The sequence below is a fragment of the Amycolatopsis orientalis DSM 43388 genome, from assembly GCF_000411975.1.
In the GTDB taxonomy this organism is placed as follows: domain Bacteria; phylum Actinomycetota; class Actinomycetes; order Mycobacteriales; family Pseudonocardiaceae; genus Amycolatopsis; species Amycolatopsis orientalis_D.
The window spans coordinates 72,206-87,100 of sequence record NZ_ASXG01000039.1; the positions used below are offsets into that span (position 1 = coordinate 72,206).

The window sequence follows — 14,895 nt, forward strand, 5'->3', positions numbered from 1 at the left end:
CAGCACCCGACCCCACCCCGGCAGCCAAGACCGAAGCACCGCCCCGCCCAGCCAAGGCCGAAGCACCGCCAGCACCCGGCACCACTCCAGCCAAGACCGAAGCACCACCTGGCCCAGAAACAGCCTCAGCCAAGGCCAAATCGCTGCCAGCACCCGACCCCACCCCGGCAGCCAAGACCGAAGCACCGCCCCGCCCAGCCAAGGCCGAAGCACGACCAGCGCCCGGCACCACTCCAGCCAAGACCGAAGCACTGCCTGGTCCAGAAACAGCCTCGGCCAAGGCCCAAGCACCGCCAGCACCCGATCCCGTACCGGCGGCCGAAGCACCGCCCCATCCAGCCAGAACCGAAGCACCGCCCGCCCCGGACACCGCCCCAGCCAAGACTGGAGCCTTGCCCGGTCCAGAAACAGCCCCGGTCAAGACCAAATCGCTGCCAGCGCCCAACCCCGTCCCCACAGCTGAGACCGAAGCACCGCCCCGCCCAGCCAAAACCGAAGCACCGCCAGCACCCGGCGCAACGCCAGCCGAAGCACCGCCAGCACCCGGCGCAACCCCAGCCGAAGCCGAAGCACCACCCGCCCCGGACACCCCAGCCAAGACCGGAGCATCACTCGCCCCCGAAGCGACACCGGCAAAAGCCGAAGCGCCCCCCACCTCCAAAGCCGCCCCGCCAACTTCCGGAACTCCCCCAGCCCCAGAAGCCCCCAAAGCCGCCCCAGCCACAGCCGAAGACCCGCTCGCCACCAACTCCCCCGGAGCCACCCCGGCCAGAGCCGAAACCCCGCCCGCCCCGGAAAAATCAGCCCCGGAAAAGCCAGCCGCCACACCAGCCGTGACCGCACCGTCCGCGGAAGTCCCCCTGGTTTCCCGAGCCGCCCCCGCGACCCCGGAAGACCCGGTTTCCGCGATCTTCGAAGCAATCCCCGAAGAAGCAGCCCCCGAAGCCGCTCCGGTCCTCACTGGTTCCTCCTTCCGCCGAGACCGGTCGACAGCCCGTCCCGGGCAAGGCCGTCACACCAGCCCGGGACGGACGCCGACACACCGCGGGGAAGGCGGTTCCGCATCCTCATCCGTGCGGAAACCGCACGGTCACCCAACAATCGCACCCAACAGCACACCACTGCGCCGAACAGAATCGAACACCCGTTCGACACCATCCAGTCTCACCCGCCCCTCCCCCGCTGTCAAGCGCGCACGGAGAAACAACCCGGAAGATCACCGGACACCAGGAAAACGGCTCTTTACACTGGGAACCCTGATGAAGACGGGACACATCGCCCTGCGGGGCATCACCGAAGCCGACCTGCCGGTGCTCGACCGGTTCTCCACGGACCCGGACGGCACCGGGACCTTCCAGTGGACGAGTTTCACCGGACCGCGGGCGCGGCGCCGGTTCGCCGAGGACGGGTTCCTCAGCCCGGCGTCCAGCGCGGTCGCGGTGACTGTCGACTCGGTCGTCGCCGGGATGGCCACCTGGGAGGCGGCCGACCGGGGCGGGCCCGCCGGCGGGTGCTTCCGGGTCGGCGTCGCGTTGCTGCCCGATTACCGCGGCCACGGCACCGCCGCGAAGGCCTACCAGCTGCTCGTCGACCAGGTCTTCCGGCACACCCGCGCGCACCGGCTCGAAGCCTTCGTCGACAGCGAGGACCTCGCCGGGCAGCATACGCTGGAGAAGACCGGCTTCCACCGCGAAGGCCTGCTGTGCCAGGTCACCTGGCGCGACGGCGGCTACCGCGACGAGGTCGTCTACGCGATCCTGCGCGAGGGATGAAAAACCGGCCGGGACCCGAAAGTCCCGGCCGGCCAGCGAAAAAATCAGTGCGCGAAGTGGCGCGTTCCAGTGAGGTACAGGGTGATCCCGGCGGCCTCTGCGGCGGCGATCACCTCGGCGTCGCGGATGGAGCCGCCGGGCTGCACGACGGCTCGCACGCCGGCCTCGATCAGCACCTCGAGCCCGTCCGGGAACGGGAAGAACGCGTCCGACGCGCCGACCGAGCCCTTCGCCCGGTCGCCCGCCCGCGAGACCGCCAGCCGCGACGAGTCGACGCGGTTGACCTGTCCCATGCCGACGCCGACGGTCGCCTGCTCGTGCGCCAGCAGGATCGCGTTGGACTTCACCGCGCGCAGCGCCCGCCACGCGAATTCCAGGTCCGCCAGGGTCTTCTCGTCGGCGGGCGTGCCGGTGGCCAGCTCCCAGTTCGCCGGGTCGTCGCCGGGGGCGTCGATCGCGTCGGCGGTCTGCACGAGCACGCCGCCGGAGATCGGCCGGAACTCCACCGGGGCCGCGTTCTCGAGCACGGGCAGCTTCAGCAGCCGCACGTTCTTCTTGCGCTGCAAGATCTCCAGTGCTTCCGGCTCGAAGTCGGGGGCGAGCACGACCTCGGTGAAGACCTCGGCGATCTGCTCCGCCGCCGCGACGCTCACCGGGCGGTTCGTGGCGATCACGCCGCCGTACGCGGACACCGGGTCGCAGGCGTGCGCCTTGCGGTGCGCTTCGGCGACGTCCGTGCCGACCGCGATCCCGCACGGGTTGGCGTGCTTGATGATCGCGACCGCCGGCTCGGAGAAGTCGAAGGCGGCGCGACGGGCGGCGTCAGTGTCGACGTAGTTGTTGTACGACATCGCCTTGCCGTGAAGCTGCTCCGCGTGCGCGAGGCCCGGCTGCGCGCTGCGGTACAGCGCCGCCTTCTGGTGCGGGTTCTCGCCGTAGCGCAGTACGTCCGCACGGTCCCACGTCGCGCCGAGGAAGTCCGGGAAGCCGCTGTCGTCCGCAGGCGCATACGCGTTGGCGAACCAGGACGCGACAGCGGTGTCGTACGCAGCAGTGTGCGCGTACGCGGCAGCAGCGAGCCGCTTGCGGTCCGAGAGTTCGAAGCCGCCCGCGGAGACCTGCTCAAGCACCCACGGGTACCGCGCCGGGTCCACGACGACAGCGACGCTGCCGTGGTTCTTCGCGGCCGCGCGCACCATCGCGGGACCGCCGATGTCGATGTTCTCGACGCAGTCCTCGGGGCTCGCGCCGGACGCGACAGTCTCCTGGAACGGGTACAGGTTCACCACGAGCAGGTCGAACGCAGCGATGTCGAGCTGCTTGAGCTGCGCGACGTGGTCCGCGTTGTTCTGGTCGGCGAGCAGACCGGCGTGCACGCGCGGGTGCAGCGTCTTGACCCGGCCGTCGAACGACTCGGGGAACCCGGTGACCTGCTCGACCGGCGTGACCGGGACCCCGGCGTTCGCGATGACCTTCGCCGTGCCGCCGGTCGACACGATCTCCACGCCGGCCGCGTGCAGGCCGGTCGCGAGCTCGAGCAGGCCGGCCTTGTCCGAGACGCCGATCAGCGCGCGCCGGACCGGGCGCCGTCCCTGTGCTGTGCTCACGAAAACCTCACCTTTCGTCCGTCCACGGTGCACCCACCACGGCCGAGTCGCTCGATCGTTTCAACCAGCAGCCTGCGTTCCACGGCTTTGATCCGCTCGTGCAGGACGTCTTCGGTGTCGTCGGTCTCCACCGGCACCGCCTCCTGGGCGATGACTGGGCCAGTGTCCACCCCGGCGTCGACGAAATGCACCGTCGATCCGGTGACGCGCACGCCGGCCGCCAGCGCGTCGGCGACCGCGTGCATCCCGGGGAACGACGGCAGCAGCGCGGGGTGGGTGTTGATCACGCGGCCGGAGAACCGCGACAGGAACTCCGGCCCGAGAATCTTCATGAAGCCCGCGGACACCACGAGGTCGGGCTGGTAAGCCGCGACCGCCTCGGCGAGCGCGCGGTCCCACGCGGCCCGGTCCGGATGGTCGGCGACGCGCACGGTGAACGACGGCACGTCCGCCCGTTCCGCGCGCGCGAGCGCCTCGATGCCGGTGCGGTCGGCGCCGACCGCGACGACGGTGGCCGGGAACCCGGGCTGCCCGGCGGCGTCGAGCACGGCCTGCAACAGCGTGCCGGAACCGGACGCGAGCACGACGATCTTCACCGGAGTGGGCAGTTCCAAGCGGCTGGCCAGAACGGGCTCCTTGCACGGCGGTACGCCTCGGGCGCACGGCGCTTCACCAGGTCGCCCCAACCCTAACGGTCGTCCTCGGCGGGCTTCGCGTCGCCGGAGTCCTCGGTGGACTCGGTCACAGCCTCCGGCTCTTCGGCGGGGGTTTCGGGCTTGTCCTCGGTCTTCTCCTCGACCGCGGCGGCTTCGGTTTCCGGCTCGTCCTCCGGCAGGTCGAGGCCCAGTTCGGCGTCGGCTTCGGCGTCGAAGTCCTCGTCGTCCTCCGCGTCCTCAGCCACGTCCGAGTCTTCCGCGGATTCCTCACCAGCGTCTTCGGGCTCTTCCGCGTCTTCGGATTCTTCGGAGTCCGCTGCCTCGGCGGTGTCCGCCACGTCCTCCTCGGACTCGGACTCGGACTCCGCCTCGGTCTCCTCGGGCTCGGTGCCCTCGGGCGCGGCCTCGTCGTCCTCCACCTCGAGCGACTCGACCGGCCGCATCGGAGCGTGCGCCCCCGCGAAGAACGCCACGAACCCGGCCGGAATCACGATCCAGCAGAACGCGACGATCGACGCCACCCCGACCGGCACGCTGACCGGGTCGAACGGACCGTCGCCCAGCCGTCCGCCGGCGAGCGTGCCCAGCAGCACGCAGCCGAACCCGACCACCGCGCCCGCGACGACCACGACCCGCAGCCGCGCGGCCGGATCGTCGTCCACTGCCCGGACCGACCAGCCGACCAGCACTCCGACCGCCAGCGGCAGCACCAGCAGCACCGGCCACCACGACGCGGCGTGCTCCGGAATGCCGCCGAGCAGCGGCACCCCGGGGACGGAACCGCCGCGGTAACCGATGAGGTGCACGCCGAGGTTGCCGACGCTGAATCCGGGCCCGCTCACGAACGACATCGCGGCGACCACGGCGTTCGGCAGGTACAGCACGGAAAGCAGGAACAGCCCGAAGCTGGCCCCGAAGGACGGTTCGAAGAGGCTGGAAACCGTGCGCGCGGAAAGCGCCGTGGCGGCGGTCAGCGTCAGAGCGCCAGCGGCCAGGAGCGCGAACAATCCGAGCAGGCCCGCGCGCAACCCGCGAAGCGCCAGCGGGTCGAGCCGGTCGGCAAGCACCTGCGGCATCCCGAATCGGCGAAGGACCCCGGCGGTGGCCGCGAGACCGGAAAGCACCGCAGGCACCGCCCCGGCGAGCGCGATGTTCGCCTGCACCGGTTCGCCGACCGACAGCAGCGAAATCAGGAGTCCGAACAGCAGATGCGCCCCGGAAATCGCGCCGATCAACGGGACCGTGTGTCGAAGCCTGGCGCAGCGAAGCCGGCGCACCGCCTTGGCCGCCGCCCGCGCGACCAGCAGCACCACGCCGACCGTCGGCAACAGCGGCAGCATGCCTAGCGGATGGCCGCCGATTCCGAGTTCGACCTGGTAGGCGGCCAGCCAGCCGGGTCCGGCCGACAGCAGCACGCCGCCCGCGGAGAAAATCGCGTGCCCGGCGGTCAGCGCGACCAGCGCGAGCAGGGTGGCGACCACCGCGTAGCCGGTGACGAGCGGGCCGAGCGCCGCGACGAGCAACACCCGGACCCGGGGTACATCCTGGTCAAGGGAGTCGCCCACCGGCTCGTCGCCCGCGGGGCGTCCGGGACTGGTGAGCACCTGCATGTCCCCGACCATGACATCCGCGCTCGGCCGTCCGGGTGAGGCACGCCGCCCGGCGGACGTGGCGAATCCAACGCCCACCCGGTCGTGGCACCAGGCCCATAAAAACACCCGCTGTGACACGGAGAGTCACAGCGGGTGGGTAACGCGAACCGGTTTCAGCCTTGCTGTCCGAAACCCCCGGGCGGCGTGCCCGGTTTGTTCTGGTCCGACGGCGGCTGGAAGAACTGGCCCTGCTGCGGCGCGTACGTCGTCGCCTGCCCGCCCGGCGGCGGCGTGGCGGGAGGCTGCTGCTGCGGGGAGGACGGCGGCTGCTGCCCCGGAGTCTGCTGACCCGGCTGTCCCTGCTGACCCTGGCCGGGAGCGGGCTGGTACTGCGTCGGCTGGTACTGGCCCGGCTGGCCGTAAGGCTGCTGATACGCCGGAGCGGACGGCTGCGACGTCGGCGGCTTGAGCACGCCGTACTCGAACAGCAGCACCGCGACCGCCGCGGCCATCTGCAGGAGACCGAGGATCAGCACCACGATCACGATGGCCGACGTCCGTCCGGAGATCACCGCGTCGAGCGCGCCCAGCCCGCCGAGCACGCTGAACAGCGCGGCGAACGGCAGCGTCTTCGGGCCGTTGGGCAGCAGGTGCAGCGCCGACAGCAGACCGCCGGCCAGCAGGAACAGAATGGGCTGCCCGGCGGTGCCCGCCTCGGCCGCGAAGCCGAGGAAGTACTGGACCAGTCCGAGCCCGGCCACCCCGAGGGACAGCAGCAGCGGAAGGTTCGGCGGCGCTCCGGAACCCGCGGCAGGCGGGCCCTGCCGCGGCTGGGGCTGCTGCGGGAACCCGCCCGACGGGGGCGGCCCCTGGGACGGCTGGCCCTGCTGGGGGTAGCCGGGCCCGCCACTGGGGAAGGTCATCGGAAACTCTCCTGTCTCATCGACCGGCGGTTCGGGATCCTGCGGCGCCCGGGGAGTACGGCGGCGTCCCCCGCTCGCGAGTGACTGCACGCTAGCGCATCCGCCCTCGGGCGTCCGCGACGTTGGACGCACTGACCACCGGATCGGTTGCGGGCGGAAACGACGAAGGCCGGGCACCGTGTCGGTGCCCGGCCTCCGCCAGCGGAGTCGCTGCTGGTCAGCCGAGGCTGTTGTACAGCTCCCGGGCGAGAACCGCGGTCTCGCTCGGGGTCTTGCCGACCTTGACGCCGGCGGCCTCGAGGGCCTCCTTCTTCGCCGCGGCGGTGCCCGACGAACCGGAGACGATCGCGCCCGCGTGGCCCATCGTCTTGCCCTCAGGGGCGGTGAAGCCCGCGACGTAGCCGACGACCGGCTTGGTCACGTTCTCCTTGATGTAGGCCGCGGCGCGCTCCTCGGCGTCGCCGCCGATCTCGCCGATCATCACGATGACCTTGGTGTCGGCGTCCTTCTCGAACGCCTCGAGGGCGTCGATGTGGGTGGTGCCGATGATCGGGTCGCCGCCGATGCCGACCGCGGTGGAGAAACCGATGTCGCGCAGCTCGTACATCATCTGGTAGGTCAGCGTGCCCGACTTCGACACGAGGCCGATCGAGCCCGGGCCGGTGATGTCGGCCGGGATGATGCCCGCGTTCGACTTGCCGGGGCTGATCACGCCGGGGCAGTTCGGCCCGATGATCCGGGTCTTGTTGCCGGTCGCGACCGCGTGCGCCCAGAAGTAGGCCGAGTCGTGCACCGGGATGCCCTCGGTGATGACGACGGCCAGCGGGATCTCGGCGTCGATGGCCTCGATGACCGCGTCCTTGGCGAACTTCGGCGGCACGAAGATGACCGACACGTCGGCGCCGGTCTCCTTGATGGCCTCCTCGACCGTGCCGAACACGGTGAGGTCCTTGCCCTCGATGGTGACCGTCTGACCGGCCTTGCGGGCGTTGACGCCGCCCACGATGTTGGTGCCGGACTTCAGCATCTTGGTCGCGTGCTTCATGCCCTCGGAGCCGGTGAGCCCCTGGACGATGACCTTGCTGTTCTCGTTGAGGAAGATCGACATCTCACGCACCTGCCGCGGCGAGCTCGGCAGCCTTGTCGGCCGCGTTGTCCATTGTGTCCACCACGGTGACCAGCGGGTGGTTCGCGTCGGCCAGGATCTTGCGACCCTCGACGACGTTGTTGCCGTCCAGGCGGACGACCAGCGGCTTGGTGGCCTCGTCGCCCAGGATCTTCAGCGCCTCGACGATGCCGTTCGCGACCGCGTCGCAGGCGGTGATGCCGCCGAAGACGTTCACGAACACGCTCTTCACGTCGGTGTCGTTGAGGATGACGTCCAGACCGGCCGCCATGACCTCGGCCGACGCGCCGCCGCCGATGTCGAGGAAGTTGGCCGGCTTCACGCCGCCGTGCTTCTCGCCCGCGTACGCCACGACGTCCAAAGTGGACATGACCAGGCCGGCGCCGTTGCCGATGATGCCGACCTCGCCGTCGAGCTTGACGTAGTTGAGGTTCTTGGCCTTGGCCTTCGCCTCGAGCGGGTTCTCGGCCTGCTTGTCGACGAGTTCCTCGTGCTCCGGGTGACGGAAGGAGGCGTTCTCGTCGAGGGTGACCTTGCCGTCGAGGGCGATGATCTTGTCCTGCGGGTCGCGGACCAGCGGGTTGACCTCGACCAGGGTGGCGTCCTCGGAGACGAAGGTCTCCCACAGCTTCACCACGACGTCGGCGGCCTCGTCGATGATCTCGGCCGGGAAGTGGCCCGCCTTGAGGATCTCGAGCGCGGTGGCCTTGTCGACGCCCTTGATCGCGTCGACCGGGATCTTGGCGAGCGCGTCCGGGCGCTCGACCGCGAGCTGCTCGATCTCCATGCCGCCCTCGGACGACGCCATCGCGAGGAAGGTGCGGTTGGCGCGGTCGAGCAGGAAGGAGAAGTAGTACTCGGACGCGATGTCCGAGGCTTCCGCCACCAGCACGCGGTGCGTGATGTGGCCCTTGATGTCGAGGCCGAGGATGGCTTCCGCCTTCTCCTTCGCCTCGTCGGGCGTCTGGGCCAGCTTGACGCCGCCCGCCTTGCCCCGGCCGCCGACCTTCACCTGCGCCTTGACGACGACCTGGGTGCCGATCTGCTCCGCGGCGGCCTTGGCTTCTTCCGGGGTGCTTGCCACGGACCCCGGCAGAACCGGTACTCCGTGGGCGGCGAAGAGATCCCTCGCCTGGTACTCGTAGAGGTCCACTACTCCAGTCTCCTGACGACACGCCACTGTGGTGGTCCGTTTTCCGGACCGCGCTGTCGGACCAGTCGAGGTTAGCGACCAGCGCAGACGCAGGGGACGCCGCACCTGGTGAAGTCGGTCACCGTACGCGGTCAGAGGGTGTGCCGAGGGTGTGAGACCGCCCACCGACGAGCATTTCGGCGGCCTTTTCGGGGCTTTCGCAGCCCAGTTCGACCACGTCCGTGCCGGAGAGCGCTTCGGCGAGCCCCTCGGGGACCGGGCCGCCGAGCAGGCCCAGAATGTCTGGATCCTCCTGTTCGGTGGTGCGCACGATCTTTTCCGCCGTGTCGAGGTGTCCTACGTGGACGACTTCGAGACCGGCGTCGCGCAGGAGGCGCGCCAAGGGAATCGCCGCGGTTTCTTCGGCCAATTCCACGAGGACGACGCGTCGCGGGCTCACTTCTTCGCACCGGCAGCCGCGATGCCAGCAGTGACCACTGCCGCCACGACCGCAGCGAGCCCGAGCCAGAAACCGGCACCTGGCTTCGCGGCGCTGAACAGCGAACTGACCAGCGGAATCTCGGCGACGTGCAAGGCAAGGAGCACCGCCGCTCCGACCAGTCCCACCGCCGCGGCACCGGGCCGGGAACGAACGCTCAACCCGAGCGTCCCGAGAACGACGAGCAGCGCGGCGAGCAATCCCCATGACGGAGTGTCGAAATCGGACCAGAGACCGGGCGGCGCGTAATCCTGCGCGGTGAACACCGGCGTGCCGAAGGTCGCGATCGCCAGCACCGCGGTGATTCCGGCCGGAATTGCCGCGGCGGAGCGCGGCCCTTCGGTACCGGTGTCGTCGCGTTCCACGACGCCGGTCACCACCGCGGCCAATCCGGCGAGCCCGGCGAGGCCGAGCGCGATCGCGGTGAAAACAGCTCCCGCGCCGAGGTGGTAGCTGATCGCCCCGCCGAGGCCGCCGAGTCCAGTCGCTTCGGAGGCGGTGATGGCCGTACTGAGCACCGCTGTTCCCGCGAGCACGACGCCGGCCCACAGCACCGCGAGAATTCCGCGCGCGGCCGGCGCGGCGCGGCGGACGAGAAGGAAAGGTGTTGGCAGCACGACAAGAATTGCCGCGGCCAGCAGTTGCAGGCGAGCCGGACTGTCTGTGCTGTTGCCGAGTTGCGGAGCGAGCGCACCGATCGCCGCGGCGATTCCGGTCAGCAACGCGAGCAGGGCAGTGAGCGCACGCCAAATGGTGAGTCCTGGGACGCGGGCCTCGCCGGCCAGGTCGGTGCGCTCGGTCTGCGTCTGTTGCGGTGTCGCAAGTGGAGTGAGGGCAAGGACCAGCACCATCGGCACGACGGCGAGATACGCGCCCGTCGAAACCTCCAGCCCTGGCACGGCCAGCCCGGCGACGAACGTCGGCACCGCAACCGCCAGCACCGCCGCGACAATCCCGCCGAGCGTCCCGCGCGCGACGCCGTCGGATCCGGCGAAAACCCCGAGCACTGCCGCGACCGGCAGCGCAGCGGCGAGGAGAAGGTAACCGGCGAGCGCTAGCCCAGGGCCCTCAAATGCTGACCGCGCAAGGAGAAACGGGTCGTCCGAGAGAACGGGAGTCATCAGCAACCCGACCGCGGCGACAACCGCGAGCAGCGGAATGATCAACCGCCAGCGGCGTTTGTCGTCGCCGCCCGCGATCTCATTGCGCTCGCGCACGACCCGCGCGGCCACGGTCCCGGCGACGAGCGTCAGCAAATGCCCGGCGATCAGCAGCCAGAACCCGGCGCCGACGCCGCTGCGGTCGAGCAGCCGGTCCGGGAGATACAGCTCGGGGCGGATGGTTTTGGAGCCGTTGACGAGGAATTGGAGATCGAGGACCAGCCGCCCCGGCGCGAGCGCGGCGAGCCCGGCGACGAGCCCGGCGGCCAGCCCGTGCCGCCCGCTGCGAGCCGCCGCGACCGCGATCCCGGCCGGGACGACGGCGAGGAGGACGAGCAGCGGCCAGGAGAGGTAGCCAGGCTTGGCGTCCGGCGAGACCGGGGCGATGGCACCGGCGGCCAAGGCCAGAGCGCCGACGCCGAGGAGGGCGGTGGCGGTCCGGAGTCGCGGGGAGGGGGTTTGGTCGGTGAGGTCCAGGAGGGCCTCGGCTTGGTTCGGTTCTTGGCTCGAGTCGTGGCGGCTGGGGATGGCGCGGGGGGCCGACCTCGGTTCGGTCTCGGGCTTTCGACTGGTCAGGCCTGGCTCGTCACCCGCGCGCCTGGCGGACGATGCGGCTGAGGATTCTCGACCGGGCTCAGTGCGGTTGGACGGGCCGGCCGGGCTCTTCGCTGATTGCGGTTTGCCCTTGTCGGACGAGCTCGCCTCGGCGGCCAGTTCGCCACGACGGGGTTCGGCCGAGCTTTCCGCCGCAGACCGTCCGCCCCGGCCAGCCGAGATTTCCCCCGAAGCCGCACCGCGCGGCTCGTCAGAACTGTCCGCGGGCGTCGGCTCACCACGACTGGCCGCTCCCGCACGGCCCGGTTCGCCAGGCCCTTCCGCCGATGCCGGGACACCGCGGCCGGATGAGCCTTCCCCCGACGCCGCTCTGCCGCGACGAGACGAGCCGGCAGAGCTTTCTTCCGACCTCGGCGCGCCCCGACCGGGCGAATCAGCCGAACGTCCGGCGGAGGCCGTCCCGCGGCGATCGGGGTCGGCGGGATCCTTTTTCGCCCGGCTGGCGTCGCGGCGGGCTCGGGCGCGGGCGGCGGCCTTGCGCTCGGCGAGGCTGGGACGCCGGGAACCGGCGGGACGGCCCGGGGAGTCCGGTGCGTCCTGGGCGTCCGGGGCGGAATCGCCGTCGGAAGGCTCTGGGGTCGGCGGAGTCATCGCTCGCGACGCTAGCAAGGACCGGTCTCGCCGCGGGGACAGCAGGGCCGCCTCGACCAGGCCGGAACGCACTTCCAGGTGAATTCCCCGCCGGATGAACCTCGGGCGGCTCCCGCGCGTCTGAGGGGTGCGAAGAAAAATTCCGCCGATCCGCGTAAGAGGGGCACGGGCCGGAGGTCTCGACGGCAGAGGGACCGAGTTGCCGAGGGAGCAGCGCCGGAAGGAGCCGTCGGGAAAAACTTCGGGGAAGTCGCGTAAGGGAGTGGCGTTCGGGGCGTCACTCCGGCACGGGACGAAGCACGGGGCCCCGTCGCGGGGGCGATGGACAAGGTCGGATGCCTGTTCGGGCAGGCACCCGACCAGGTCGCGGAGGGGAGCCGCGGCGGGTGCCGGCAAGTCGTGGGGACGACTTGCCGGGACCGGGATGGAGAGGGCCGAGACCTGCCGGGGAGGGCAGGTGGACGGCCGCCTCGCGGAGGGGAGCCGCGATCTCCGTTCCTGGCCGGCCGGGGAGGACCTGCCAGGAACGGAGAAGGCCATCGCCTGCCGGGGGGCGGGCGACCGGCCAGGTCGCGGGAGAGCAGCGACAGGCTTCGGCGGATCGCGGGGACGGTCCGCCGGGACCAGGAGCAGGCCTGCTAGCGAGGGGCGAGCACAGGCCCGGTCGCGACAGGCTCCGGAACCGTGGGGACGCTCTGCCGGAACCGGGACAGCCAGGGTCCGCCGGGGAGGGCGGAACCAGCCGAGCTGCTACCGGCTTCGGCGGATCGCGGGGCAATCCGCCGAGACCGGGGACACGGACGGGCGGAGCCTGCCGGGGAGGGCAGGTAACCGGCCGCACCGCTGTCCGGGGCCGGGGTGCGGCGGTCGCGCGCACTGGGCCAACGGCTCGCGGGAGCGAAGCAAGCCGGAGAGAGCAGCGATCCGCGCCGTCAGGCCGGGCGGGTGTCGCGGCATGCGCGGGAGACGAGTGGAGCCTCGTCCCGCGAGGTAGGGCCGGGTGACGCGAACGGTCGGAATTCAGGCCGCGGTCCTGGCAAGACCTGGAGGAGTCGCCGGAAGCAGGCGCGAAGGGTCGCGAACGAAGCCCTCGAAAAGCACCCCTCGAAAGTGAGCGGCATCACAAGCTGCAGCTCGAAACTGCTTCAACGCATCCGGTCGACCGGTTATTTCCGCGTCGAGGCCGCCGGAAGGGCTTCCGGGACCGTTGGGCCATCCGAAGGTATGTGACTCAAGCCACAACCAGTGAAGTAGTTTCCGATTAACTTTGGGTAGTTTCCACAGCTAGAAGCTCGATGCGTGCCACTCGTTCGGCCGAAAGCCCGGTCGCGTCTTGCTCATTGAGGCGCCGCTTCGTTACTGTCCTCCGGTCCCCATTACAGTCAGGTCACGAAGCAGGACGCTGAGCGAATCACCCCCGAGGTTCGTTCACGGGATCCCCCGCCCGAGTCCGCTTCCGCCCGACTCCCCGACGATGGAAGGCCCTGTCTTGGCTTCACACCGCTCCCCCGGCGGCCAAGCCCCTTCCCCGGCGCTGAAAGACGCACTGGACGGTGCGGTCATCCGCGTCCGGGGACAGCACCGCATCTCCCCGCCCTCCTCCGCCCTTCGCGGGCGGGTCGTGGTCGCCGCCGTCGCGGCCGGCGCGTTCGCCGCAGCCGCCGCCGGGCAGACCCTCAAGTCCACCAGCGGCGGCGACTCGGACGCCGCGGTCACCCCGCTCGCCAACGCACAGAACGCGAGCGCCTCGTTCACCCTCGGCAGCGCGGGCTCCGGGGGAGCTCCCGAGCTGCTGCCGACCGGGCACGCCGTCGATGCCTCCGCCGAAGCCGCGAAGATGGCCGACAGCGCCAAGGTCACCAAGGCCCGCGTACAGGCGGAGACCGAAGCCGCGCGCCAGGCCGCCGAAGAGGCCTCCCGCCCGAAGACGTGCCTGCCCGCTCACGGCACGTTCACCTCCGGTTTCGGTGCCCGCTGGGGCACCAGCCACCTCGGCATCGACATCGCCAACTCCATCGGCACTCCGATCTACGCCGCCTCCGACGGCACCGTCATCCAGGCTGGCCCCGCCAGCGGTTTCGGTCTCTGGGTACGCATCCAGCTCGACGACGGCACCATCCAGGTCTACGGCCACATGAACAGCTTCTCCGTCCGTGAGGGCCAGAAGGTCAAGTGCGGCGAGCAGATCGCCGAGATCGGCAACCGCGGCGAGAGCACCGGCCCGCACCTGCACTTCGAGGTGTGGCAGGACGGCACCAAGAAGATCGACCCGCGCCCGTGGCTCGCTGCCCGCGGCGTGAACGTCTGAGCCGTATTTCTTGCCCGCCGGGCGACCTGCGCAGGGGCGTCTGTGCCTGTAGAACGTCCTGAGAGCTTGATCCGGACGGATCGCTCTAGACGACTGGCGGCGGAAACGCCTTCGCACGCAAGGTCCCCGGCGGGCACTGTCGCGCACCGCATACCGGGCTAGCGCGGCACAGCTCGATGTGACCCCCAGAATCGGCAAGCCCGGCAGCGAATTGCAGGACAAACCCAGCGCTGCGCGGGCAATGCCTGGCATCACGGATCGTTGCCCGGCAGGCGACGGACGAAGTAGGCGACTGCTACCTGCCAAACCGTGCAGAGGTCAGCACGTCTTCGCCAGGGCATCCATCGCGCGATGCCCTCGTCGGCGCGCGACGTTCCTCCGCAGACGACACATCTGCCGTCTGGCCCCAATGCGTGCTGCCTGAGCAAGGCACGCCATGCCGCAGCCAGCCGTGCCACATCCCCTGGCACGTCCCGAGCTGACCGGGTCGCCGTCCCCGCAGCAACCGTCCCCGCGACTCTCCTCAAGTACTCCTGTACCCCGGCGGCAAATACGCCAAACAGCACCGCGTCCATCCCCCTGCGTCCCTTCCTCAGCGTATCGCATTCCATCGAACTTGTGTTCGATGAAGCCAAGTATGCCCGAGGAGACCGACAAGATCGGCGGGTTCGCCGGGGAGTTCACTCGGTCCGGCGAAAGATGTCCGGAAACGGGCCGGAACACCCAGGCAAGAGGCTTGCTGCAGGGATGGGAAGACGGCTGGAAGGCTAGAGAAATCCAGGCGGATCGTGGGATGCCGGGCAGGGAGCAGTTGCGCGGGGCGAAGACCCGGGGCTGGCGATGCAGTATCGGTGTGGCCGGTCCTTGCTGGGCTGGGCTGGGCTGGGCTGGGCTGGGCTGGGATGGGCTGGGCT

11 protein-coding genes are annotated in these 14,895 nt (G+C 70.5%); 3 read left to right on the plus strand and 8 right to left on the minus strand.

From position 1 onward, the window contains the following. The first annotated feature begins 1,259 nt into the window (after positions 1–1,259). Entirely contained in the window at positions 1,260–1,772 is a 513-nt protein-coding gene (locus L942_RS07005; protein WP_051165771.1) for a GNAT family N-acetyltransferase, read from the plus strand. A gap of 44 nt (positions 1,773–1,816) precedes the next feature. On the opposite strand, the gene purH is transcribed toward L942_RS07005, so the two are convergent. From purH to L942_RS07045, 8 genes are all read right to left on the minus strand, one after another. Continuing rightward, positions 1,817–3,379: a bifunctional phosphoribosylaminoimidazolecarboxamide formyltransferase/IMP cyclohydrolase gene (gene purH, locus L942_RS07010; protein ID WP_037356464.1), complete on the minus strand. Its 1,563-nt coding sequence runs from the start codon at positions 3,377–3,379 to the stop codon at positions 1,817–1,819. Then, positions 3,376–3,993 carry a phosphoribosylglycinamide formyltransferase gene (gene purN, locus L942_RS07015; protein WP_037356467.1) on the minus strand — a complete coding sequence of 206 codons (618 nt, stop codon included), beginning with the start codon at positions 3,991–3,993 and terminating at the stop codon, positions 3,376–3,378. The genes purH and purN overlap by 4 nt, the downstream gene beginning before the upstream one ends. Before the next feature lie 74 nt (positions 3,994–4,067). Continuing rightward, entirely contained in the window at positions 4,068–5,645 is a 1,578-nt protein-coding gene (locus L942_RS07020; protein WP_235078927.1) for a cell division protein PerM, read from the minus strand. A gap of 155 nt (positions 5,646–5,800) precedes the next feature. Next, positions 5,801–6,550, minus strand: coding sequence for a DUF5336 domain-containing protein (locus L942_RS07025; protein WP_037356473.1), 750 nt, complete (start codon positions 6,548–6,550; stop codon positions 5,801–5,803). Between the two features lie 217 nt (positions 6,551–6,767). Then, positions 6,768–7,658: a succinate--CoA ligase subunit alpha gene (gene sucD, locus L942_RS07030; RefSeq protein WP_037356476.1), complete on the minus strand. Its 891-nt coding sequence runs from the start codon at positions 7,656–7,658 to the stop codon at positions 6,768–6,770. 1 nt (position 7,659) lies between these two features. Further along, on the minus strand, positions 7,660–8,829 hold the full coding sequence (sucC, locus tag L942_RS07035; RefSeq protein ID WP_037356479.1) for an ADP-forming succinate--CoA ligase subunit beta: 1,170 nt from the start codon (positions 8,827–8,829) through the stop codon (positions 7,660–7,662). Positions 8,830–8,947: 118 nt separating this feature from the next. Beyond that, positions 8,948–9,244, minus strand: a complete 297-nt coding sequence (locus L942_RS07040) for a hypothetical protein (RefSeq protein WP_440201300.1) — start codon at positions 9,242–9,244, stop codon at positions 8,948–8,950. Between the two features lie 20 nt (positions 9,245–9,264). After that, positions 9,265–10,869 carry a hypothetical protein gene (locus L942_RS07045; RefSeq protein WP_235078928.1) on the minus strand — a complete coding sequence of 535 codons (1,605 nt, stop codon included), beginning with the start codon at positions 10,867–10,869 and terminating at the stop codon, positions 9,265–9,267. A gap of 2,425 nt (positions 10,870–13,294) precedes the next feature. Here L942_RS07045 and L942_RS07050 point away from each other — a divergent pair. Then, on the plus strand, positions 13,295–13,981 hold the full coding sequence (locus L942_RS07050; protein ID WP_037356532.1) for a M23 family metallopeptidase: 687 nt from the start codon (positions 13,295–13,297) through the stop codon (positions 13,979–13,981). Between the two features lie 637 nt (positions 13,982–14,618). Beyond that, the coding region (locus L942_RS45240) for a hypothetical protein (protein ID WP_235078931.1) at positions 14,619–14,895 on the plus strand (277 nt) is incomplete at its 3' end.